Raw genomic sequence first — 24,649 nt, forward strand, 5'->3', positions numbered from 1 at the left:
GTCTCAGATGCTTATAGCGAACGGATCGAACGGTGTGGCCATCGGTCTGCCGGACTGTCCGCGCACCAGAACTCCCCATGATGGCATCTGGCGAGCATCTACACTTCGGTTCTCAGGAGTGTGAAACGTGAAGGTTTCGCTGATTGTCCCGGTATTCAACGAAGAGCAGGCGATCAGTCTGTTCCACCAGGCGGTGCGTCGTGAGTTGAAACTTGACCCTTATGAAGTCGAGATCGTGTTCATCAACGACGGCAGTACCGATCAGACGGCTGAGCAGGCCAAGGCGCTGGCCCAGGTCGATGAACAGGTATTGCTGATCAATTTCTCGCGCAACTTCGGCAAGGAGCCGGCGTTGTTTGCCGGGCTGGAGTACGCCACTGGCGATGCGGTGATCCCCATGGACGTGGACCTGCAGGACCCGATCAGCGTCATTCCACGGTTGATTGCCGAGTGGCAAAAAGGTGCCGATGTGGTACTCGCCAAACGCCGGGACCGTGCCAGCGACAGTTACCTGAAACGCCACAGTGCGGCAATGTTCTACCACCTGCTGAACAGGATTTCCTACACCCGTATCGAGGAGAACGTCGGGGATTTCCGCCTCATGGACCGCAAGGTGGTCAATGTGATTCGCGCACTCCCCGAGCATCAGTTGTTCATGAAAGGCGTTCTTTCGTGGGCCGGTTTCACCACCGTGGTGGTGGAGTACGAGCGGGCCCAGCGGGTGGCGGGACGCAGCAAATTCAATGGCTGGAAGCTGTGGAACCTGGCGCTGGAAGGCATTACCTCGTTCAGCACCGTACCCTTGCAGTTGTGGACTTACATCGGCGGCGGCATTTCAATCTTCGCGGTGCTGTATGCGGTKTACATGGTGCTGGACAAGATTTTCTTCGGCAACAGCGTCCCCGGTTACCCTTCATTGATGACGGCCATATTGTTTCTGGGCGGTGTGCAACTGATCGGCATCGGCATTCTTGGAGAGTATGTCGGTCGCATCTACATCGAAGCCAAGCATCGGCCCCGGTATGTGATCAAAGACGTCATCGGCGGCAAAGACCGGGTCGGGCTTTAGCATGGGCAGACTGAGCGATTTTTTCAGCGGCGAAATCGGCCGTCGTCGGGTCTGGCTGTTTTTTCAACTCGCGACGCTGATCTATGTCATTCCGCTGATCCTCGCCGACTATCCCTACATCGATGACAACTGGCGTTCGCTGTCCGCCGGCACGGACTGGGTGGGGCAGGGACGGTTATTCACCGAGCTGTTTTACAACGCGCTGACCTTCAGCGATGCCGCGCCGAACATCTTTCCATTGCCGCTGTTGATCGCCTCCCTGGCCATGACTTTTGCGTTGACCAGCCTGACGTTTCATTACTACCCGCAGCCGACGCTATCCTGCTGCATGGTGGTGTTGCCGCTCTGGTACAACCCGTTCTTCCTGCAGAACCTGTCGTATCAATACGACGGACCGACTAATGCCTTGAGTCTGGTGGCGGTGATCTATGCGATCACGTTTCGTCATCCTTCGCGCATCCTGCAATGGCTGGTGCCGGCCTTCCTGATTGCTCTGGGGCTGGGGCTCTATCAGGTGAGTATTAATGTATTTCTGGGCCTGTGTTGCCTCGAACTGCTCAGGGGCGCGAACGATAAATGGGCCTGGCGGCAATGGTGCGAGTTGATCGGCTGGAAACTCGCCCAGGTGTTGCTCGGCGGCTTGATCTACAGCGTCACCGCTTATCCATACATGGATCAGACCCGTGTTTTGTTCCTGAACTGGGCGGCAGCACCCTGGCTACAACTGGAAATCAACATCGGCCGCGTGCTGGAAAAAGTCGTGCTGCTGTTTCACGGTGGATTCACCTGGGTGTTCGCCGTGCTGCTGTTGTGCGCCATCGCGGGCAGCGTGCAGCTGGCCCGGAACGTGGTGGCACGCCAGGACACGGCGTTGAGAAAAGTGCTGATGGGCCTGGCGTGTGTGTTGACCGTGCCGGTCGTGATTTTTCTAGTGTCGGGGGCTGTGTTGTTTTTCCGGGATTTCAATGAAGGCGCCAGAACCTTGATGGGGTTCGCAGTGCTGTTGGTGCTGCTGTTCTATTTGAGCCATCTGGCGCTGGCACATATTCATGAGCGGCTGACGCTGCTGTTGGTGGTTCCGCTGCTGGCCATGCTTTCGCTGTCCTACGCCTATGGTCGCGTACTGTCGGTGCAGAACACCTTCGCTTCCAGCGCGTTGTTTTCCCTGGGGCATGACATTGCATCCCATCGGCAACTGCGCGAGGCCAAGCGCATATACATGTCGGTGAGTTATTCCGATCACTGGCTGGTGGAGGCTGCAGGCTCGTTCAAGCAGATGCCGGTTTTGCATTATCTGCTGAACATCAACTTCTACATGCTGGCGGAAAACCTGCCGAAAGCGGGCATCACCAACGTGGTCGCGGAGCGGGAGYGACGCAACGCGACGCTGATGGGTTATCAGGGTTATCCACCGCTGGTGGATAACAAGTTCTACAGCCTCTATCTGTTGGGTGACTACGGTTTTATCGTGATGAAAGAGCCGACGCCGATCGCCACGCTTGCGTGGTGAAACGGTGAGCGCTCCTGTGATCTATCTCAAACGCTTGCCATCCGGGGTTGCCGACGGTGCGGGTTTGCTGGGGGTGCTGGCGATCGCATTGTTGGCGAGATTTCACGCCATCACCGTGCCGGTCATCTGGTACGACGAGGCTTACAGCATACTGCTGGCCGAGGGCTCGCCTGCGTACATCTGGGCCACGACGGCTCGGGATGTTCATCCGCCGCTTTACTACGTCTTGCTGCATTACTGGATGGTGCTGTTCGGTCACGGCGTGTTGTCTGCGCGGTCCCTGAGCGCACTGGCTGATGTCGGCACGCTGTTGCTGGGCATTAAATTGATGAGCCTGTTGGCGACGCGAAAGGCGATCTGGATAGCCGCAGTGTTGTTGGCGTTGCTGCCGATATCGGTGCGCTACAGCCAGGAAGTGCGAATGTATACCTTGCTGGGGTTTTGGCTGATGGGGGCGACTGTGGCGCTGGTGTGCTGGGTCAAGGCACCGGATCAAAAGCGTTACCCGGCCGTTTACGTGTTGCTGATGACGGCGGCTTTTTACACGCACTACTTCGCCGCATTGTGCGTGTTGGTGCATTGGCTTTTTTGGTGGCGGGTGCGCAAGGTCCAGGACACGGTCCCCGTACGTGCGTGGATACTGATAAACAGTGCAATCGTCGTGTTGTACCTGCCGTGGGCACCGCCTCTCGTCAGTCAATTGCTGCGAATGGACGGGCTCGAATGGATACCGCCGCTGACCTGGCCGACGGTGCTGACCTTCGTTTGGCAACTGGTGGTGATGGAGGGTTCGACCAGTGACTTATGGCGCGTGACACCCTTGGTTTTGATCATGGTTTGCGCCGCTGCCGTACTGTTCAAGGCACGCAACGAGCGACCCTTCAGTGTTTTGTTGGTGGACTATTTTTTTGTGCCGGCGCTGACCGTGTTTCTGGTGTCGCTGATCGTGCCGGTTTTCAATGCCAGGTACCTGGTATTCGCCGCCGCTGCGTTGCCCCTTATCGTTGCGCTCGCGCTGGACGCATTGAGCCAACGCCACGCTGTCCTTGCTGCTATCGCCATGGTTTTTATTGTCTTGGTGGAAGTGCACGGGCTGTCGGCGATTTACGCACAAACGGATGAGATGAACGGCACCAGCATTCGCAGAGACGCGAAACTGGACGCCGTGGTCGCCGGACTCAGTCGTGAAGCCCATCCGGATGACGAAATCGTTGTGGATAACCTGTATTGGTACTTGCCGTTCATGTACTACAACTCGACAGGCATTCAGCCGAGGCTATACGTCTTCAAAACAGCGACCGGCACCTTGTGGGGAACCGCTGAATATGGTGGCTGGGCACTCATTCCCCGTCACCTGCACTCGATTTTCTTCAATGATTTTTCGACCCTGAAACTCAATGCCAGGAGAGTCTGGTGGGTGACGGGCATTGCTCGTCCTGAGCATGACGCCTTGTTTCCGAAACATTGGAAACAGGTGCTGACGCTAAGGGAAGGGGGCAGTGAGGCTCGTTTGTTCATCGTGGAGGACGCGCCAATCCCTGAGATTGGCGCGCTAACACAGTCTATGCAGCCGCCGCATCATTAGGCTCAAAACTGTCCGCCCGTGCCATCTGCCACATCCGCGAATAAAACTCGCCGTTCACTTCGCCAGTGAGCAATTCCCCCGGTTTCAAGAACACATGCAGCTGCGAGAACAGCTTGATCTCGGTCGCCGACATGCGTCGCACCAGATGCTTGGCCGACAGCTGTGAAGGATGGTCGAGGCCTGCGGCGGCGAGCATTTCGGCCAGGGCCTTCAGCGTATTGCGATGGAAGTTGTACACGCGCTGGGCCTTGTCCGGAACGACCAGCGCGCGCTGGCGCAGGGTGTCCTGGGTGGCGACGCCGGTCGGGCATTTGTTGGTGTGGCAGCTTTGTGACTGGATGCAGCCGATGGCGAACATGAAGCCGCGCGCCGAGTTGGCCCAGTCGGCACCGATGGCCAGGACGCTGGCGATGTCGAAGGCACTGACGATTTTGCCGCTGGCACCGAGTTTGATCTTGTCCCGCAGGTTCAGGCCCACCAGGGTGTTGTGCACGAACAACAGGCCTTCACGCATCGGTACGCCGATGTGGTCGGTGAATTCCACGGGCGCGGCGCCGGTGCCACCTTCCTTGCCGTCGACCACGATGAAGTCCGGGAGGATGCCGGTTTCCAGCATGGCCTTGGCGATGCCCATGAATTCCCACGGGTGGCCCAGGCAGAACTTGAAGCCCACCGGTTTGCCGCCGGACAGTTCACGCAGTTGCGCGATGAAGTGCATCATTTCGATCGGCGTGGAAAACGCGCTGTGGCGCGACGGCGAAATGCAGTCTTCGCCCATCGGGATGCCACGGGTTTCGGCGATTTCCTGGGTGACTTTGTGCTTGGGCAGAATCCCGCCGTGGCCGGGTTTGGCGCCTTGGCTCATTTTGATTTCGATCATCCGCACTTGCGGGTTCTGTGCCTGGGCGGCGAAGCGTTCCGGGTCGAAGCGGCCATCGGCGGTGCGGCAGCCGAAGTAGCCGCTGCCCAGTTCCCAGGTCAGGTCGCCGCCGTTTTCCCGGTGATAGGGGCTGATGCTGCCTTCGCCGGTGTCATGGGCGAAGTTGCCGAGTTTGGCGCCCTGGTTCAACGCGCGAATGGCGTTGGCGCTGAGGGAACCGAAGCTCATGGCCGAGATGTTGAACACCGATGCCGAGTACGGTTGGGTGCACTGCGGACCGCCGACCATCACCCGGTAACTGCTCGGGTCGCTCAACGGCGCCGGGCGCATCGAGTGGCCGATGAATTCGAAACCCGACTGATACACGTCGATCAGCGTGCCGAAAGGTTTGTCGGCGCTCTCGTTCTTGGCTCGCGAATACACCAGCGAACGCTGAGCCCGGGAGAAGGGCAGGGCATCGCTGTCGGATTCGAGCAGGTACTGGCGGATTTCCGGGCGAATGCCCTCCACCAGATAACGGATATTGCCCAGGATCGGGTAATTACGGCGCACCGCATGAGGGCTTTGCAGCAGGTCGAACAGGCCCACCAGGCTGAGGACGCCGGTGACGGCGGCGATCGGCCAGAGCCAGTCGTATGCCAGGAAGGGCAGGCTGGCGAGGGTGAATATCACACAGACGGCAAAGAAGGCGTAGCGGCTCAGGAGTGACAGGCTCATACGGTTTCCTTGGGTTCGGACTCGGTCATGTTGGACCGTGGTATACAGGCTTTTGTGGCGAGGGAGCTTGCTCCCGCTCGGCTGCGCAGCAGTCGCAAAACCTGCTGACGGGATTTGTCTGACTGAACGCATTGCCTGTTTTGGGTTCGCTTCGCGATCCAGCGGAGCAAGCTCCCTCGTCACAGAGATTTCCTGTGTTAGCACAGAGCGTCAGGCATTCTGCGCCTGGAGAATAAACGAAAACAGCCTGGATTGAGATTTGATCCCTTGTTCGGCTGGTCAGACAGCCGCTTTCGATTGGCGCACCGGCAGCTCGACCCGAAACGTGGTACCCACGCCGACTTCGCTGCGTACCGAAATGTCGCCCCGGTGTTTTTTCACGATGCCATAGGACAGGGACAACCCGAGCCCTGTCCCCTGGCCCACCGGTTTGGTGGTGTAGAACGGGTCGAATATCTTCTGCAGGCATTCCGGTTCGATGCCTGATCCGGTGTCCGCGACTTCGATCGACACCGTTTCACCTTCAAGCCCGGTACGCAGGGTGATGGTGCCCCGTTCCGGCCCCATGGCCTGAGACGCGTTGACGATCAGGTTCATGATCACCTGATTGATCTGCGACGGCAGGCATTCGATGTCAGGCAGCGTTTGATACTCCTTCACCACATCGGCCTTGTACTTGAGTTCATTGGCGACGATGTTCAGCGTCGACTCGATGCCCTGTTGCAGGTTGGTCCACTGCCATTCCTGATTGGAGTCGACGCGGGAGAAGTCCTTCAAGTCTTTGACGATCTGCCCGACCCGATTGATGCCGTCCTTGGACTCCTTGATCAGCAGCGGAATGTCTTCGCGCAGAAACTCCAGCTCGACCTTTTCCCGGAGCTGGCCGAGACGTTCGAGGACCTCGCTTGAGGTAATGGCCGCCTCCGCCTCCCGATAGGCATCGAGCATGGTCTGCAGTTGCTTGAAATAGCCATCGAGGGTGCCGAGGTTGGAGGAAATGAAGCCGATGGGATTATTGATTTCATGGGCGACACCCGCCGCCAGTTGCCCCAGCGAGGCGAGTTTTTCCGACTGCACCAGTTGGCTTTCCAATTGTTTGCGCTCGTCGATTTCCCGCTGCAATGCTTCGCTGGCCTGTTTGAACTGGGCCGTGCGCTGATCCACCAGATGCTCCAGATGGCTCATCTGGATAGACGCCCGTTCGGTCATGTCCCATTTGGTGAGCAGGGTGTTGGCCATCTGCTGGACTTCGATATTGTCGAACGGTTTTTTCAGAATCAGCAGGCGGTCGTGGGCGTGCAGGCGCTCCAGCAGTTCATCCCACGAATAGTCGGAATAGGCGGTACACACCACCACTTGCAGGCTCGGGTCTTCCTGCCACAGGTGTTCGATGGTCTGTGCACCGTCCCAGCCCTCGGGCATGCGCATGTCGACGAAGGCCAGGGCGTAGGGGCGGTTTTCCTGTAAGGCCTGGACGAGTTTGCCCAGGCCCTCCTGACCGCCGTAGGCCGAATCCAGTTCGAACAGCGGTTGGGTGGATTTCACTTCGCTGCCGAACAGCGCGGCCTCCATTTCGTCCAGTTCCGCATGTTTGGCCGATGTCGGGGTGAGGATCTTGCGAAAGTCATCATGGATGGACGGGGTGTCGTCGATCAGCAGAATGCGGCGGTTTGATAGGTCGCTCATGCTTCCTCCATGACGGGGTTCAACGGGATCTGCAAGGTGAACAGGGCGCCCTTGCCCGGCCCGTCGCTGTGGGCGGTGAGGTGGCCGTTCATTTCGATCGCGGCCAGCGCGCAGCTGTGCAGGCCGAAGCCGTGGCCTTCCTTGCGGGTGGTGAAACCGTGGGCAAAGATCCGCGTCATGTTTTCCGGCGCAATGCCTTCGCCGTCATCCTTGACGCTGATTTGCAGGATCGTGTCCTCGACGACTTTTACCCCAAGGGTGATCTGTCGGGCTCGGTTGCTGAGGTCGGACATGGCGTATTTGGCGTTGCTGATCAGGTTGATCAGGATCAGCAACAAGCGGTGCTTGTCGCCCATCACTTGCGGTACGTCGCCGTACTCCTTGACCACCGTGACGTGATGCCGGGTCAAGGCGCCTGCGTTCATGCGCAGGGCGTCCTCGAGCAATTCGCTGATGTACAGCGGTTCCACCAGGTTGTTGGCCCCCGCGTAGGACTGCTGGGTGGCGACGATGTCTTTGATGTGATCGACGCTTTTGCTCAACTGCGCGAGTTCCTCGGCCATGCCTTGCTGTTCGAGGGCAATCGCCTCCACCAGTTGATTCAAATAGCCGGGCAGTAACTTTCCTTTCTCGTTCTGGGTCAGAAAGGTCCCGAGGTCGCTTTGATGCTCGTTGATCAGCTGCATCGCCTTGCCCAGCCCCTGGGCCTTGCTGCTACGCAGCCGACGGCTGACAAGATCGGCCGAGATGTTCACGCTGTTGAGCACGTTGCCGACGTTGTGCAGCACGTTGGTGGCGATTTCGGCCATGCCGGCCTGACGCGCGGTGTCGAGCAATTCGCTCTGGGTATCCTTGAGTTCGCGGGTGCGCTCTTCGACCCGTTGTTCGAGGACTTCGTTGGCGGTTTGCAGTTCCTTGTTGACCCGCTGAGTCTCCCCGAAGCTGCGCATCAGGCGAATCGCCAGGTACACCAGCACCAGCACCAGCAGCGTCGAAAACACCAACATGTAGAAGTGGTAGCGCTGGTCGATGGCATCGGATTGCTGCTGGTCTTTGTTCAGCAGGCCGGTAATGTCGTCCAGTCGTTCGGCCACGGGAATGGCCTCGATGTTTTCCAGTAACCGATTGACTACCGGTTGCTCACGCAGGATCAGGGTGACGTGGTTACTCAAAATATCGATCGGGCTGTGAAACTGCTCCGGCAATCGTTGCTTGTTAACCCCCAGTTTGTTCATCCCCAGCAGAATATCCGCCGCTTTATCGTCGGAGGTGACCTGGGCGAATTCCAGGCTGCTGAGCAGCAGGTCGTAAGTGTCGGTGGCGATGTTCTGCAGTTGCAGCTTGTCTTCATCGGGCAGTTGGGCAAGCGGTTGCTGGATGTCGTCTTCGGCCGTGGGCAGGAACGCCAGTGAGTTGCGCAGCACCGCGTTGTGGGATTTGAATTGCTCCACCAGCCGGGTTTTTTCCTGGATGGCGGCAAGGTATGCCTCATGACTGGCACGCCAGGTCGGCGTGTCGTTGCGGCCGTGATTGGACTCCATGCTCTCGAACCGCTGCCACAGGCGCGTCATCTCGCTCAGCGGTGTCACCAGTGGATCGTAGTTGTGACTGATGGCGATCCTGGCCTTGAGAATCTCGGTTTCCCATTGCGCGTTCAACTGTTTGATCCGACCGATCAAATCCCGGGATTCGGCGTAGGTCGACGTCTCGTTCGAGCTGGACTTGAGGTACAGGAACAACAGCGTCGAGGCCAGCAGCACGGCCACGGCTGCGAGCAGTGCCAGGTTGCGACGGGGGAATGTTTTCATAAAGGTTTGCCTCCCCATTCACCGGTCAGGGTCTTGAGGAATTTGATGATCAGGTCCTTGTCCTTGTCGGAGGGCACACGACCGAGCTGGAACTTGAACATCACGTCTACCGCTTCTTCGAGGGTTTTAGCCGAGCCGTCGTGAAAGTACGGCGCGGTCACCGCGACATTGCGCAGGCTCGGCACCTTGAACACGTTGCGGTCCTCTTCGGCCTTGGTGACCAGATAGCGGCCCAGATCGGCTTCGGTGGGGTTGCCACGAGCCTGAAAGTAATCACCCATGACCCCGAATTTCTGGAACATGTTGCCGCCGATGTTCACCCCCTGATGGCAGGCAATGCAGCCGTAGTCCTTGAAACGTTGGTAACCGTACTTCTCGTCAGTCGTGAGGATCTCGGTATTGCCCGACAGGTATTGGTCGAAGCGCGAGTTGGCACTGATCAGCGTGCGCTCGTAGGTGGCCAGGGCACTTTGCACATTGTTCATGGTGACGCCGTCCGGGTAGGCCTTGGTGAAAGCGTTTTTGTAATCCGGGTCGGCGGAGAGCATCTGGACCACTTGTTCCCAATGACTGCCCATTTCACTAGGGCTCTGCACCACTTCGTGGGCTTGGGTTTCCAGAGAATCGGCGCGGCCATTCCAGAATTGCCGGAAGTTCAAGCTCGCGTTGAACACGCTCGGGGTATTGATCGTCAAGGGATCGCCCTTGAAGCCAGTGGACAACGCCTTGTCGTCGGCACCGCCGATTTCCAGACGATGGCAACTGGCGCAGGACAGGCTGTTGTTGACCGACAGCCGTGGTTCGTTGAACAACCGGCGACCGAGTTCGACTTGCAAGGGATTCTGCTCGGGCACTGCGGGCAAGGGTTTGAGCGGTTCGTCCAGCGGTGCGCCACTGGCTATCAGACAACAACCGAGTAGAGGCGCAAGGAGCAAGTAGCAGAAGGAACGTGACATCTTGTGATTCCTTGGCTCAGGGCCTGTGTGTCGTTGCACATCGTTCAGGAGAGGGGCTTTACGGAGGTCAGGTATTGCACGAAGGCGTCCGGCTCCACGGCTTTGCTGAAGTAGTAACCCTGGCCTTCCTCGCAATGGAGCGCCTTGAGAAAATTCAGTTGTTCGAGGGTTTCCACCCCTTCGGCAATGACCGTCAGATTGAGGCTTTTGCCCAGGCTGATGATGGCGCCGACCAGAGCCGCGTCGTTGCTGTCACGGCCCAGGCCACGAATGAACGATTGATCGATTTTCAGTACATCGATGGGAAACCGTTGCAAGTAACTCAGGCTGGAATAGCCGGTGCCGAAGTCATCGATGGCCAGCCGTACCCCCAATGCCTTGAGCCGACTCAGCGCGACCATCGTGGCATCGACATTCTGCATCAATACGCCTTCGGTGATTTCCAGCTCGAGCAAGGCCGGGTCCATGCCTGTGTTCTGGAGTATCTGTTCGATGCCGTCGACAAAATCCCGCTGGCGGAAATCGATGGCCGACACGTTCACCGACATGCACAGATTCGGCAGGCCCTTTGCCTGCCAGGTACGGGCTTGCCGACAGGCCTGGGCCAGCACCCATTTGCTCAACGGCACGATCAAGCCGCTGTCTTCGGCCACTGCAATGAAGTCTGTCGGGTAGATCCAGCCGTGCCCCGGTTTTTGCCAGCGGATCAACGCCTCGGCGCCGACCACCTTGCCGCTGCCCAGGTCGAGTTTCGGTTGGTAGTGCAGGACAAACTCGTTCCGCTCCAGTGCCAGGCGAATCCCCGACTCGATGGTCTGCTGTTCCCGCGCGCGCTGGTTCATCTCATCGATGAAAAAGCTGAAATCGTTGGGGCCGCTTTCCTTGACGTTGCGCATCGCGGTTTCGGCTTTCTTGATCAGTGCGATGGCATCGAAACCGTCATCGGGATAGATGCTGATGCCCAGGCTGGCCGTCACGCTCAAGTCGTGCCCGGCGACGTGCTGGGGCGCACGTATGGCGTTCAACAGTTTTTCGGCGATGCCCTTGGTCTGTTGGGGGTGGTGGATGTCGGCCAGGATCACCACAAATTCGTCGGAGCCGTAGCGAAACACCGAGTCGGAGGCGCGCACGCAGGCCACCAGGCTTTGCCCGACACGCTTGAGCATCTCGTCACCGGTCGGGTGGCCCAACGCATTGTTGATGCGCTTGAAGCGGTCGAGCCCCAGAAACATCACCGCCAGTTGTTTGTCATGGCGTCTGGACAAGGCCAGGGACTGGTTCAGCCGGTCACCCAGCAAGGTGCTGTTGGGCAGCTCGGTCAACACGTCGTACTGCAACAGATGAGACACCTTGAGCAGTTCATGGACCCGGGCTTCGATGGTTTGCTCAAGGCTCAGTACTTTCATCGCCGCGTCCTGCGCCATCTGCCACTTCCAGGTCAGGGCGCTGGCCATCTGGCGGATTTCCAGGCTGTCGAAAGGTTTTTTCAACACCAGCAATTGATCGCCGAACTCCAGCCGTTCGGCCATGGCTTCCCAGGTGTAATCGGAGAACGCCGTGCACAGCGCGATTTGCAGGTTAGGGTCGACCTTCCAGAGCCGCTCGATGGTTTCCAGACCATCCCAGCCAGGCGGCATGCGCATGTCGGTGAACGCCATGGCGTAAGGGCGACCTTCTGCCTGGGCCCGCTTGACCAGTTTGAGTGCTTCCTGGCCCTGATAGGCGGAGTCGAGCTGGAAGACCAGCCGAGTCGTTTGCGGGGTGTCGAACAGCGCGGCTTCAGTGCCGGCGAGGGTGAGTTCATCGTCGGTATCGGCGCCCAGGATCTTGCGGAAGTCCTCATGGATCGAGGGCGTGTCATCGATGATCAGAATGCGCCGGTTGGCCTGGATGAACGGAGTTTTCATTCCTTGTCCTCCGTGGCACGTTGCGAATCACCCGGCATTGCTCCGGGATTGTGATTCGCGCACACGATGCTCCCGGCTTTCAACAGTTCGGCGGCCTGCTGGCTGCTGACCGCTTTGCTGAAGTAGTAGCCCTGGGCATTCATCGGTGAACCGGTGGCCATCAGCGAAGTACGTTGCTCCTGGGTTTCGACACCTTCGGCGATGATGCCGATCCCGACGTCGCGGGCGAAATTGATAATGGCCCGCAAGGTGGTGGCGCTGGCCGCGTCGTGGGCGGCGGTGTCGATGAACGCCTGAGCGAGTTTCAGGTGATTGACCTGGTAAGTCTTGAGGTAGTCGAACGAAGAGTATTCGGTGCCGAAGTCATCGATGGCGATCTTCACCCCCAGCTCACGCAGGCGTGGCAGGATATCGTTGTGCGTCCACTTGGTCTGGGCCAGGGTCGCTTCGGTGACGTCGAAACGCAGGTCCCACGGGCACAGATCCCAGCGGGCAGTGGTGCGCAACACGTCATAGATCAGCTCGGGACCACTCTTGAGCTGGGCCAGGGACAGTTTTATCGCCACCACCGGTGGTGCCATGCCTTCATCGCGCCACTGGTGCATTTGCCGACAGGCGCGCTCCAGCACCCAGTGACCGAGGGCGATGATGATGCCGGTCTTTTCCGCCGCGGGCAGGAATGCGGGGGCTTCCAGTAAACCGCGTATGGGGTGATTCCAGCTGACCTGCGCTTCCATGCCGAGGATCTTGCCACTGCTCAGGTCTACTTCCGGCCAGTAACGCAGTTCGAGCTCGTCGCGTTCGATGGCGGTTTTCAAGTCGTTGGCGATGGTCATGCGCTCGACCACTTCCTGATTGATTTCCTCGGAATGGAAGTGGTACTGGTTGCGGCCCTTTTCCTTGGAGCGATACAGCGCCATGTCGGCCTGGGTCAACAGGCTGTCGGCGCTGAGGCTGACCTGGGCGTAGCTGCTAATGCCGATACTGACCGAGACCCGCACGTCGTTGCCGGCCAGGGAGTAGGGCAGCACCAGCGCATCGCGGACCTTGGCGGCCAGGGCTGCTGACTGGGTCGGATCGCCGACGTCCAGTTGCAGGATCGCGAACTCGTCGCCCCCCAGACGGGCGACCACGTCGTTTTCCCGCACGCAGGTTTTGATCCGTCGGGCGACCTCCTGCAGCAACAGGTCACCCACCGGGTGGCCCAGGGTGTCGTTGATGCGCTTGAAGTGATCCAGGTCCAGGTAAAACATGGCGAACGGGGTGGCCCCGCGCCGGGCGGCGGCGAACGCCTGATGCAGGCGCTCGATCAGCGTCGCGCGGTTGGCCAGCCCGGTCAGCCCGTCGGTGCGGGCCAGCAGGGCGATCTTTTCCTCGGCCAGTTTGCGTTCGGTGATGTCGATGATGATGCCTTCGACTTCCAGCAAGCGGCCTTCATCGTCGCGCACCGGGATGTAGCGGTTTTCGACCCAGCGCCAGTCACCGTCGCCGGTGCGCATCCGGAATTCGATGGAAGCACCGGCTGCATGGCGGTCCAGCACCCGCGCCATGGCGGTGTCGACTTTCTCTTGATCGTCGGGATGGATCAGCTCCTGAGCCCAGTTGGAAGAAGCCACCAGGGCCGCCGCGATGTGGCCGTATTTGGTGATGTTGTGGGAGATATACATCAACGGAAACGACGGTTCGCCCCGCAGCCGATACAGAATGGTCGGGCTGTTCTGCACAATGATGTTGGCGTCGGACAGCTCCCGGGTGCGCTCCTCGACCGCTTGCTCCAGCAGGGACATCTTCAGTGCCGCGTCTTCGGTCATTTGCCACTTGGCGGTCAATGCGCTGGCCATCTGGCGGATTTCGATGGCATCGAACGGTTTTTTCAGGATCAGCAGGCGATCGCCCAGATCCAGGCGCTCGTCGATGTCTTCCCAGGAATAGTCGGAATACGCGGTGCAGAGCGCTACTTGCAGCTTGGGATCGACCTGCCACAGGCGTTCGATGGTTTCCAGGCCGTCCCAGCCCGGCGGCATGCGCATGTCGATGAAGGCCATCGCGTAGGGTGAGTCATTCGCCAGCGCGGTCTCGACCTTGTCCAGCGCCTCACGGCCCTGAAACGCGGATTCGATGATAAAACCTTGCGACGATACCGACACGGGGGTGCCGAACAGGGCGTTTTCAGCGCTGGCCAGACTGTCGTCTTCGATCGATGACGGGCTGAGAATCTTGGCGAAATCCTCGTGGATCGACGCGGTGTCGTCGACGATGAGAATCCGACGATTAGTCCGCGCAAGCAGCGTATTCACTGACATGCGCCTGTACCGACAGCAGTTTGGTGCGATGAGCTCATAGAGGGTATCCCTTCCCTGAGTGCAGGACGGAGCGGGCATCGTTTGGATCCGAGTGACCTGAGCATAGTCGTCCGGTCGGATATTCGCCCGGTTGACTGAAACGAATCATTTGCGGAGTCGGTCGGAAAATCATCTAGCCTGTAGCTCAGGCTCGGGAAAGTCAGAGGAAGTTTTTTCGCGCCTGACATAAAGAGGCTGGTTTCACTTGAGGTATCGCCATGGAAGAGCAGCTCCCCACGACTGTGACCGATAAACCCACGTTACTGCTGGTCGACGATGAGGAGTCGATTCTCAACAGCCTGCGCCGCCTGCTGCGCAGCCAGCCCTACGAGGTGCTGCTGGCCACCAGCGGTGCCCAGGCCCTGGAAATCATGGAGCAGCGGTCGGTCGATCTGGTGATGAGTGACGCGCGAATGCCTAATATGGACGGCGCCACGCTGCTGGCCCACGTCCATCAGCGCTACCCCGACACCACCCGGATCATGTTGACCGGTTATGCCGACCCCTCGGCCATTATCAAAGCCATCAATGAAGGGCAGATCCATCGTTACATCAGCAAGCCCTGGCACGATGAGGAAATGCTGCTGACGCTGCGGCAATCGCTGGCCTATCAGTATTCCGAGCGTGAGCGGTTGCGTCTGGTGCAGGAGACCTGGGACCAGAACGAAAAACTGAAGCTGCTCAACACCACCCTGGAAAAACACGTCGCGGCCCGCACCAGCGAGCTGCAACAGACCGCTGACATGCTGGACCTGGCTTACGAAGAGCTCAAACGCAGCTATGTCACCGGCACGGAAGTGTTTTCGTTGCTGGCCAACCTGCGCCTGCCACCTGCCAAGCAGACCAACCGGCAGATCATCGAACTGGTGCGGGTGTACTGCAAACTCCATCACCTGGACGAAGCCACCAGTCGAGACCTGACCATGGCGGCGGCGCTCTACAACATCGGTAAATTGAGCTGGACCGACAGCATGATGAGCACGCCTTCGGATCTGCTGCATCACAATGACCGCGAGCGCTATCGGGGTTATCCGAAGCAGAGTGAGTCGCTGCTGATGACGCTCGACCCGATGAAAGATGCCGCGCGGCTGATCCTGCATCACCAGGAGCGTTGGGACGGCAGCGGTTTTCCCGATCGGCTCAAGGGCGAGGCCATTCCGCTCGGTTCACGGTTGCTGAAACTGGCGGTGGATTTCATCGAGTTGCAGCGTGGGCTGATCCTCGAACGGCAGATGAACAGCGATGAAGCCCTGGTGTATATCCGCCAGTACGCCGGTCGGCTCTATGACCCGGAACTGGTGGAGGATTTCATTAAGGTCTGTGCTGCTTACCTGAGCGATGTGACGCTGGCCGATCCGACGGTCAAGGTGCTGACCACCCGGGACTTGGCGGCGGGCATGATCCTGGCGCGCAACCTGAATGCCGACAACGGCATGCTGCTGCTCAATGCCGGCAAGGTGTTGAACGGGCCGCTGGTGGAGAAGCTGATCGCGTTCGAGGCGATGGAAGGTGCCAAGTACAGCATTTTTGTGAAAGTGCCGGAGGAAGTGGCGATTCTCGAGACGAGTTGAGTCTGTAGGAGCGAGGCTTGCCCKCGAAGAACGATGACGCGTAGTACCTGAAAAAACGCGGTTCATTCTTCGCGGGCAAGCCTCGCTCCTACAGGGAGGCTGCGGAAATTTTTTTCGGCGTGACGAAAAGCCGGCGCTCATGTGATCCTTGCGCCTTTACCCAAGGCCAATCCTGATCCATGACGCTTTCATCCGCCGCTTCGCCCCGCATCATCCACATTGCCGCTGCCCTGTTGATCGGCCCCGACGGTCGCACCTTGCTGGTGCGCAAGCGCGGCACCCAGGCGTTCATGCAGCCGGGGGGCAAGATCGAGGCTCATGAGCAACCGGTCCACGCCCTGGCCCGTGAGCTGGAGGAGGAATTGGGACTGGTCATCGATCCGGCGCACGCCACCTACCTGGGGCCATTCTCGGCACCGGCCGCCAACGAGCCGGGTTTTGTCGTACTGGCCGAACTGTTTCAGCTGACCATCGATTCTGACGTTTGCCCGGCGGCGGAAATCGAAGAGGTGCGCTGGATCGACCCGGCCACCGACGGCGATCTCACGCTGGCGCCATTGACACGAGACCTGATCTTGCCGTTTTATCGAGCTTCACTGATCGAAACCGCCTGATCACCCAGACCCTCTGACTTCAAGGACAGGATGCCCATGATTCCACTTCAAGACTTGCTGATTTTTGCCGCCGCGGCGTTGCTGATGGTACTCACGCCGGGGCCGAACATGATCTACCTGATCTCCCGTTCCATCTGCCAGGGACGCAAGGCCGGGGTGACGTCATTGCTGGGTGTGGTCGCGGGATTTCTAGTGCACCTGTTCGCTGCTGCAGCGGGTTTGACCGCGGTGTTCATGGCCGTGCCGGTGGCCTACGAGGTGCTGAAGTGGGCCGGTGCGTTGTACCTGATGTGGCTGGCCTGGCAGGCGGTCAAGCCCGGTGCGCGTTCGCCGTTCGAGGCGCAGCAGTTGCCGGCGGACTCGTCACGCAAATTGATCACGATGGGTTTTCTCACCAGCGCTCTGAACCCGAAGATCGCGGTGTTTTATCTGTCGGTGTTTCCGCAGTTCATTTCCCCTGAGCACGGTTCGGTGTTCAACCAGAGCATCATCCTCGGCCTGACCCAGATCAGCGTGAGCTTCAGCGTCAACCTGCTGATCGCGCTGTTCGCCGCAGGCATCGCCTCCTGGTTCGTCAACAACCCGAACTGGCTGGCGATGCAGCGCTATTTCATGGGCTTCGTCCTGTCCGGGCTGGCGGTGCGGTTGATGTTTGAGCAGCGGCGAGTGGCCTGAACATGTGGATTCAGCGGCTTGATGCCAGTCATGCCCTGGATTATCGGGCGCTGATGCTCGAAGCCTACGACTCGCATCCCCAGGCGTTCACTTCCAGCGTGCGCGAGCGCGCCACGATGCCGCTGGGGTGGTGGGAGTCGCGCCTGACCAGCAAGCTGGACCGGGTGCTCGGGGCGTTCGAGGAAGGGGAACTGGCAGGCATCGTCGGCCTGGCCTTCGAGTCTCGGGAAAAGGCCCGGCACAAGGCGACGCTGTTTGGCATGTACGTGACCGGCAAGGTGCGCCAGCGCGGGCTCGGTTATCAACTGTTACAGGCGGCGTTGGCTGAAGCGCAGAGTCATCAAGGCCTGAGGCTGATCCAGCTGACCGTCACCGCCGGCAACGAAGCCGCCTTCAGGCTGTATCAGCGCTGCGGCTTCGTGCAGTTTGGCCTGGAACCGTTGGCGGTGCGGGTCGGCGAAGACTACTTCGACAAGATCCACATGTGGCGCGAGATCACCCCTGAGCCTTGATCGTTCTATCGGACGGCACTAACCCCATCCAGCGTCGAAAACGACGTGTCCTTGGCCGTCAGCAAAAAGTCGCGCATGTACGGCGCATCCAGCATGTCGGCGCGGATCCCGGCATACAACGTCGCAAACAAGCCTTTCTCCCCCAGTCGCTTGGCCTTCACATAACCCCGTGAACTGTACTCATGCAGCGCCCAATGGGGCATGCCGCAGACACCGCGACCGCTAGCCACCAGTTGCATCATCATCACCGTCAGTTCCGAGGTGCGCACCTGCGCCGGTTCGATGTCGGCCGGCTCCAGGAAGCGGGTGAAGATGTCCAGCCGATCGCGTTCCACCGGGTAGGTGATCAAGGTTTCCGTGAGCAGGTCTTCGGGCACGATGTACGGTTTGCTCGCCAAGCGGTGTTGGTTCGCCACCGCGAGCATGGCTTCGTAGGTGAACAACGGCACGTAAGTGATGCCCACCAGTTCCAGCGGATCGGAGGTCACCACCAGGTCCAGGTCGCCTCGGGCCAGCGCCGGCAGCGGGGCGAAGGAGAAGCCCGAGGCCAGGTCCAGCTCGACTTCCGGCCAGGCATCGCGGAACTGGTCGATGGTCGGCATCAGCCACTGGAAGCAACTGTGGCACTCGATCGCCATGTGCAGACGCCCCGCCGTGCCACCGGCCAGCCGTGCAATGTCGCGCTCGGCACTGCGCAGCAACGGCAGGGTGGCGTCGGCCAGTTGCAGCAGGCGCAAGCCGGCACTGGTGAAGCGCACCGGTTTGGTCTTGCGCACGAACAGCGGCATGCCCATGCGTTCTTCCAGCTCCTTGAACTGGTGGGACAGCGCCGATTGGGTCAGGTGCAGGCGGTCGGCTGCATCCACCAGGCTGTCGGCTTCGCGCAGGGCGTGCAGGGTTTTCAGGTGACGGATTTCAAGCACCGAGGGCTCCATGAGGAAAACTTGTGATCAACACGAAAAGGTTGAGTTTGTCTCATGTTGGCTGAGCTGTCGACAATAGCAGCATGTTTTACAGCATCCTTTATAGAGAGAAATTCACCATGGCCCTGGCCCACACACTTGGTTTTCCGCGCATCGGTGCCGACCGCGAACTGAAAAAAGCCCTCGAAGCCTACTGGAAGGGCGATCTCGATCAGGACGCCCTGAACAGCGTCGGCCGCCAACTGCGCGCCACCCACTGGCAATTGCAGAAAGACGCCGGCATCGACCTGCTGCCCGTCGGCGACTTCGCCTGGTACGACCAGGTACTGACCCATTCCCTGACCTTCGGTGTGATCCCCGAGCGTTTCGACAGCGTCAAGGATGAACGCGGCCTGCCGACCCTCGACACTCTGTTCGCCATGGCGCATGGCGCCACGGCGGCCTGCTGCGGCAGCGAACACGGCACCGCGCAATACGCCCAGGAACTGACCAAGTGGTTCGACACCAATTACCACTACCTGGTCCCGGAATTCAGCGCCGACCAACCATTCAAACTGAGCTGGGAACAGCTGTTCGATGAAGTCGAAGAAGCCAAGGCCCTCGGCCACAACGTCAAACCGGTGATCATCGGCCCGCTGACTTACCTGTGGCTGGGCAAAGCCAAAGGCAACGACTTCGACAAGCTCGACCTGCTGGAGCGCCTGCTGCCGATCTACGGTGAAATCCTCGGCCGCCTCGCCGCCCAAGGCGTGGAGTGGGTGCAGATCGATGAGCCGATCCTGACCCTCGACTTGCCACAGGCCTGGAAAAACGCCTTCGAGCGCGCTTACCACATCCTCCAATACTCGCCACTGAAAAAACTCGTGGCCACCTACTTCAGTGGCCTGGAAGACAACCTCGGGCTGGCCGTCGGCCTGCCTGTACAAGGTTTGCACATTGACGCGGTGCGTTCGCCGGATCAGCTCGGCCAGGTTTTGGATCGACTGCCGACCTACAAGATTCTTTCGGTGGGGCTGGTCAACGGCCGCAACGTCTGGCGCTGCGAACTGGAGCAAGCCCTGGCACAACTGCAATTTGCCCAGGAGCGCTTCGGCGATAACTTGTGGGTCAGCAGTTCCTGCTCGCTGCTGCACAGCCCGGTGGACCTTGCGCGTGAAGACAAACTCGACCCCGAACTGAAAAGCTGGCTGGCGTTTGCCGTGCAGAAGTGCGGTGAGATCGCCGTGCTGCGCGATGCCCTGAACGATCCGCAAGCGCCCAAGGTGCAAGCCGCCCTGGCTGAAAGCCGCGCCATTCAGGCCAGCCGCGCCCAATCGCCGCGTATCCACAAGGCGGATGTCCAGGCCCGCATCAACGCCATCGGCGCGGCAGACAGCCAACGCCATTCGCCGTTTGCCAAACGGATCGAGCAACAGCGCGCGCGCTTGCAGCTGCCGGCATTCCCGACGACCACCATCGGCTCGTTCCCGCAAACCGGTTCGATCCGCCTGGCTCGTCAGGCCTTCAAGCAAGGCAAACTCTCGGCCAACGATTACACCGATGCCATGCACAGCGAAATCCGCCACGCCGTGAAAATCCAGGAACGCCTGGGGCTGGACGTGCTGGTGCACGGTGAAGCCGAGCGCAACGACATGGTCGAGTACTTCGCCGAGCAACTGGACGGCTACCTGTTCACCCGTTTCGGCTGGGTCCAGAGCTACGGTTCGCGCTGCGTCAAGCCGGCGATCATCTACGGCGACCTGAGTCGCCCGAACGCCATGACCGTCGACTGGATCACCTACGCGCAAAGCCTGACCGACAAGATCATGAAAGGCATGCTCACCGGTCCCGTGACCATGCTGATGTGGTCGTTCCCACGTGAAGACGTCTCGCGCAAAATCCAGGCGCAGCAGTTGGCGTTGGCCCTGCGTGATGAAGTGGTCGACCTGGAAGCTGCGGGCATCAAGATCGTCCAGATCGACGAAGCCGCGTTCCGCGAAGGCCTGCCGCTACGCCGGGCGCAATGGCAGGAATACCTCGACTGGGCGGTGGAAGCGTTCCGCTTGAGCGCCTCCGGTGTGCGTGACGAAACCCAGATCCACACCCACATGTGCTACAGCGAATTCAATGACGTGATCGAGTCCATCGCGGCGATGGACGCCGACGTAATCACCATCGAAACCTCGCGCTCGGACATGGAATTGCTGGAGGCCTTCGAAGCCTTCGACTACCCGAACGACATCGGCCCGGGCGTCTACGACATCCACTCGCCCCGGGTGCCGGACACGGCCGAGATGGTCAAGTTGATGAGCAAAGCGGTGAAGCGCATTCCTGCCGAGCGGTTGTGGGTAAACCCCGATTGCGGGTTGAAGACCCGGGCCTGGCCGGAGACTGAGGCGGCGCTGGTGAACATGGTGGCGGCGGCGCGGCAGTTGCGCAGTCAGTTGGCCTGAATCCTGCGGCGCCTGTTCTGGCGCCTTCGCGAGCAAGCCCGCTCCCACGGGGGAGAGGTCGATCACAGAAGTTGTGTACGACATCAATCCTGTGGGAGCGGGCTTGCTCGCGAAGCAGGCGACTTGGTCTTGAATACGACCGCTCAGTACCCTAGCCGTAGGTCACCGACTGTGTGAACACCAGCGAAACGGGATAGTTGCCATACAAGCCTCTTACGCTGAGCTGGTGTGTGCCAGAACCCACTCCAAAAAGGACAGACTGCCAGAAGCCATTAGTGCCCACGTAAACGCGGTCCTGAACGACGATCCCATTGAGCAATATCTGCACCATTGCACCGGGCGCGGCAACGCCATTCACGCTGATACCGGTCGTCCTTGTGTGCTGGTAGTCATACAGGCTCTGACCTCTTGCATTAAGCGCCAGTAATATGTGCGGTCTGACGGGAGCCGGTTCGGGTGCCAATACACTGAATGTCCACAGGTTCGAGGTTCGCCCTGTGGGTTGCTCCATAACGGTAAGTCGATAAAACGACGAGGCCGTTACTGTGACGGTGTAACTCCAGTTGCCGCTGTCGGGCACTTTGAATGAGTCGATGGGTTTCGGGACATTATCGTTTTGGAACAGTGTAAGTGTGCTATCCGGTTTACCCGTGCCGGACAACGTCACGCGATTGGTTTTGGTGCTGCCGCCGTTGGGAATCGAAGCGTTTGTATTGGCATCGATCGCTCTATTGATGAGCAGACTCCAGGTCTTGTTCAGGAGTGTTAACTCACGAACAGGGAAAAACGTGTCGACGCCACCCTTGTTGTTGAAGTTCGCAATCGAAAGCCCCATCACCTGACCGCCATCCTTGAACAGTTCAAGTTGCTGACGGTTGATGACTCCGCTCAACCCACTTGTCACATGATCGGCAGTAATCACGCCATCGAACAATATGATGGGATGATCGGCTCCCGCCGTATTGCTTCCACCCAAGGCCACGCGCATTCGGGTCCCTATGGCGATAAATAGCCAGCGCGCCAGACTCCAGCGCGCATCGCCTTGAAACGTGCTGAGGTCCAGCGTCTTGTGATCCGGCGCTTGTGCAATGCTGAGGCTCGGAAACACGATGGCTTCATCGGGTACAGCGGTGACTTCATAAGTGGTGACGCCGGAGTATTGGTCAGGTAGTTCGGGCTGGGACACACGGTATCGAAGTTTCATGAAGTGACGCAGGTTGGCGGGCACTGTCGTCAGTGGCAATTCGATCAGTAGCGTACCGTTGGCGTTACCTGGCTGCGTGGCCACGACAGGGCTGCCCAAGCCGGCGCGGCCAATCACGATCAGAGCGATACGATGGGCGGCGGACATGCCTTTATAGGTGATTTCGACGGTCGTGCTTTTTTCGGTAAGCCGCGGATTGATTCGGTTGCCGGAGGACACCTCAACGAGCGTTGGAGGCGGGAGCTCCAGAGCCACATCCCCAACGCGTAACTCCAGTTCGGGCGCCGTCAGCGGCAGTGCTCGGTTACGTTCAATGTACCAGTCGATACGGATGACCTGGTGGTTCAGCGAGTCGATCAGTTCGAACGTCAATCTGAACTCAATGTCCTTACCGATGTGAGCGGCGGTAATGGGTAGCGAGTCGACCCAGACGAGTCTGTCGTCAGCGGTCCACACCTGAAGGTAAACCGTGTCGCCGACCTGGGTATGGGCCTTTGCCGGGCAAATGGCCGGAGTGCCGAAGGGAATATCCTTGGGATCGAGTACACCGTTTTCGTCCTTGCCGACATTGACGACATCCAAGGTGTCTTGGACGGGGCCGATGTGCAAAAGCAAAGCATGAGATTCCAGGGGGGCGAGGTGATTTTCCCCGGTTACGGTGTAAGTAGCCTTGAATGAGCCACTCAGGTACGTGTCAAAGTGCCTCGTGTCGATCTCGAACGGCACGATGATTCCCGCCCCTGGGATCACCATCGAACGAGTGACAAACCTCTCTTCTATTTGCAGGCGAGTGGTGCCACCTGCGCTCGTGCTCAGACAGGTCAACGTTACCTTATCGCCAATTTCAAGCCCCTTGATGTCCGGGCCGACATACACAACTGTCTCTGCAAGGTCTGGCGACAGTACGCCGCCATGGGCCTGGGGGGCTGTAGGGGCGGGCCCRCGATATTTTTCGCCGATCAGCTCGGGAGAGTACGGGTAGGACGGCGTGCGGATCTTCTCGCCTTTCTCGATTCTGATGCGTTCGTAACTCAGCGTTATGGTCTCAGGGGCGAGTTGCTTCACGACCGCATAGGGAACAGGGAACGTTACGCTGGGTGTCCTGTAGATCAGGGGACCAAAGAGACGTGAAAATTCGGTCCTGGGGTCATAAAGCTTGAGCTCCACGGTGTCCCCGGTGATGGCGTCCCCCCTTTTAACGGGCACGACAACTTCCATTGGATGGCCATCGAGAGTGTCGATGAACAACACGTCATCCACCGTTTCATTTACCCAGCACATGTCCAGATAGGTTTTATCCGGAACCAGCTCCCCGTCACCAATTTTTGAAGTGTGGCTGCTGTTGTGCACCTGATCGTGAATTCTGTAACTGACGAGCAATGGCTTGGCAGGCCCTATCAATTCAAGAACGGATGATGGGACAAAAATCGTGATGTCCTGATCAATCTCTTCGGGCTTGATCACGTAAGCGACGAGCTGATTGCCTACAGTCATCAAAACTGTGTCCCCCGGGCTCATGATCGGCCAGCGCGGAATGATGAAATCAACGCCTCTCTCAACCATCGCCTGATCGATAATCGATGGGAATTCAGGGGCTTGCAAAGGCACTCGTTCGCTGGAGTTGCCCGTCGGATCGAGGCTGTCCGGGAAGGTCGGCTTGAACCATACGACGATTCCGTCCGAGGACTCGGGGCCATTGCCGCTGGTGCGCTCGACGGTGTACCACAACCGGTGGATGCCCGGTCTTTCAATGGCGCCTCTGGGAATGAAACTGAGTACGTCCTGGTTGTTGTGATCGGAAGGGACCACGACTGTCTTGATCAGGGTACCTTCCTCTGTCGGATCCGGGACCTGGCCCGGCTCAAGGCGTTTGCCCATGTACAGCCGTATCGTGTCTTGCGCCGCCATCAATTCGTAGGAGTGGAAGAGAATCAGCCAGCCAATTCCGGCGCCAGCCGTTTCGTCAGCGTTGACCCCGTACGATGCCACGGGGTAGTCGACCTTGTGCCAGCCAGGAATCAGGGCAGGATACAGATTGAGTATTCCATACTGCGTAAATACCCCCTCTGACTTGATCTCTGCGAAGGGATCGACCGGTTGCTGCGGGCTTTCGTGTTGCAGTGCGGCCAATTGTTCTGCTGTAAAAGCGCTCATAGCATGCTCCGATTTTGAGATGGTGCCTGAACCGCTGGGCATTGGTGCGTCAGAGGATTGAAGGCTCGAAGCTGGCGGCTGGCAACTGTCATAAATAACAGGCT

General features: G+C 59.2%; 16 protein-coding genes. 8 read left to right on the forward strand and 8 right to left on the reverse strand.

The genetic code is table 11. The features are described 5' to 3' along the window. The first annotated feature begins 127 nt into the window (after positions 1-127). The 3 genes from AC1DIS_RS03990 to AC1DIS_RS04000 are packed head-to-tail and all read left to right on the forward strand — an operon-like array spanning position 128 to position 4,164. Complete coding sequence (locus tag AC1DIS_RS03990) at positions 128-1,069, forward strand: glycosyltransferase family 2 protein (RefSeq protein ID WP_018926640.1); 942 nt, start codon at positions 128-130, stop codon at positions 1,067-1,069. 1 nt (position 1,070) lies between these two features. Then, entirely contained in the window at positions 1,071-2,579 is a 1,509-nt protein-coding gene (locus AC1DIS_RS03995; RefSeq protein WP_477780778.1) for a glucosyltransferase domain-containing protein, read from the forward strand. Then, positions 2,569-4,164 carry a glycosyltransferase family 39 protein gene (locus AC1DIS_RS04000; protein WP_477744520.1) on the forward strand — a complete coding sequence of 532 codons (1,596 nt, stop codon included), beginning with the start codon at positions 2,569-2,571 and terminating at the stop codon, positions 4,162-4,164. The genes AC1DIS_RS03995 and AC1DIS_RS04000 overlap by 11 nt, the downstream gene beginning before the upstream one ends. Here AC1DIS_RS04000 and AC1DIS_RS04005 read toward each other — a convergent pair. The 6 genes from AC1DIS_RS04005 to AC1DIS_RS04030 all read right to left on the reverse strand — a co-directional run bounded on the left by AC1DIS_RS04005 (position 4,142) and on the right by AC1DIS_RS04030 (position 14,421). Continuing rightward, the gene (locus tag AC1DIS_RS04005; protein WP_477744521.1) at positions 4,142-5,761 is read right to left on the reverse strand and encodes an FMN-binding glutamate synthase family protein; all 1,620 of its coding nucleotides are present in this window, start codon (positions 5,759-5,761) and stop codon (positions 4,142-4,144) included. The two genes, AC1DIS_RS04000 and AC1DIS_RS04005, sit on opposite strands and share 23 nt — an antisense overlap. Positions 5,762-6,040: 279 nt before the next feature. Then, positions 6,041-7,447 carry an ATP-binding protein gene (locus AC1DIS_RS04010; protein ID WP_477744522.1) on the reverse strand — a complete coding sequence of 469 codons (1,407 nt, stop codon included), beginning with the start codon at positions 7,445-7,447 and terminating at the stop codon, positions 6,041-6,043. Beyond that, positions 7,444-9,255 carry a DAHL domain-containing protein gene (locus AC1DIS_RS04015; protein ID WP_064616300.1) on the reverse strand — a complete coding sequence of 604 codons (1,812 nt, stop codon included), beginning with the start codon at positions 9,253-9,255 and terminating at the stop codon, positions 7,444-7,446. The genes AC1DIS_RS04010 and AC1DIS_RS04015 overlap by 4 nt, the downstream gene beginning before the upstream one ends. Further along, entirely contained in the window at positions 9,252-10,211 is a 960-nt protein-coding gene (locus tag AC1DIS_RS04020; protein ID WP_018926634.1) for a cytochrome-c peroxidase, read from the reverse strand. The genes AC1DIS_RS04015 and AC1DIS_RS04020 overlap by 4 nt, the downstream gene beginning before the upstream one ends. Positions 10,212-10,255: 44 nt before the next feature. Then, complete coding sequence (locus tag AC1DIS_RS04025) at positions 10,256-12,118, reverse strand: putative bifunctional diguanylate cyclase/phosphodiesterase (protein WP_064616301.1); 1,863 nt, start codon at positions 12,116-12,118, stop codon at positions 10,256-10,258. Then, positions 12,115-14,421: a GGDEF/EAL domain-containing response regulator gene (locus AC1DIS_RS04030; RefSeq protein ID WP_018926632.1), complete on the reverse strand. Its 2,307-nt coding sequence runs from the start codon at positions 14,419-14,421 to the stop codon at positions 12,115-12,117. Before AC1DIS_RS04030 ends, AC1DIS_RS04025 begins: the two co-directional genes overlap by 4 nt. A gap of 257 nt (positions 14,422-14,678) precedes the next feature. Here AC1DIS_RS04030 and nosR point away from each other — a divergent pair, with 257 nt between their 5' ends. The 4 genes from nosR to AC1DIS_RS04050 all read left to right on the forward strand — a co-directional run bounded on the left by nosR (position 14,679) and on the right by AC1DIS_RS04050 (position 17,832). Next, on the forward strand, positions 14,679-16,031 hold the full coding sequence (gene nosR / locus AC1DIS_RS04035) for a response regulator c-di-GMP phosphodiesterase, NosR family (RefSeq protein WP_018926631.1): 1,353 nt from the start codon (positions 14,679-14,681) through the stop codon (positions 16,029-16,031). Between the two features lie 179 nt (positions 16,032-16,210). After that, positions 16,211-16,645, forward strand: a complete 435-nt coding sequence (locus tag AC1DIS_RS04040; RefSeq protein ID WP_457327289.1) for an NUDIX hydrolase — start codon at positions 16,211-16,213, stop codon at positions 16,643-16,645. A gap of 36 nt (positions 16,646-16,681) precedes the next feature. After that, complete coding sequence (locus AC1DIS_RS04045) at positions 16,682-17,320, forward strand: LysE family translocator (RefSeq protein WP_064616303.1); 639 nt, start codon at positions 16,682-16,684, stop codon at positions 17,318-17,320. Between the two features lie 2 nt (positions 17,321-17,322). Beyond that, positions 17,323-17,832: a GNAT family N-acetyltransferase gene (locus AC1DIS_RS04050; protein ID WP_018926628.1), complete on the forward strand. Its 510-nt coding sequence runs from the start codon at positions 17,323-17,325 to the stop codon at positions 17,830-17,832. A 5-nt stretch (positions 17,833-17,837) separates the two neighbouring features. On the opposite strand, the gene metR is transcribed toward AC1DIS_RS04050, so the two are convergent. After that, entirely contained in the window at positions 17,838-18,755 is a 918-nt protein-coding gene (metR, locus tag AC1DIS_RS04055; RefSeq protein ID WP_018926627.1) for a transcriptional regulator MetR, read from the reverse strand. A gap of 119 nt (positions 18,756-18,874) precedes the next feature. On the opposite strand from metR, the gene metE reads away from it, so the two are divergent. Beyond that, positions 18,875-21,187, forward strand: a complete 2,313-nt coding sequence (gene metE / locus AC1DIS_RS04060) for a 5-methyltetrahydropteroyltriglutamate--homocysteine S-methyltransferase (protein WP_477744553.1) — start codon at positions 18,875-18,877, stop codon at positions 21,185-21,187. 151 nt (positions 21,188-21,338) lie between these two features. Here the strand turns inward: metE and AC1DIS_RS04065 are convergent, their stop codons facing one another. Beyond that, entirely contained in the window at positions 21,339-24,545 is a 3,207-nt protein-coding gene (locus tag AC1DIS_RS04065) for a hypothetical protein (RefSeq protein WP_477748810.1), read from the reverse strand. Positions 24,546-24,649 lie beyond the last annotated feature (104 nt).

This window comes from Pseudomonas sp. 05N433 (genome assembly GCF_056396925.1).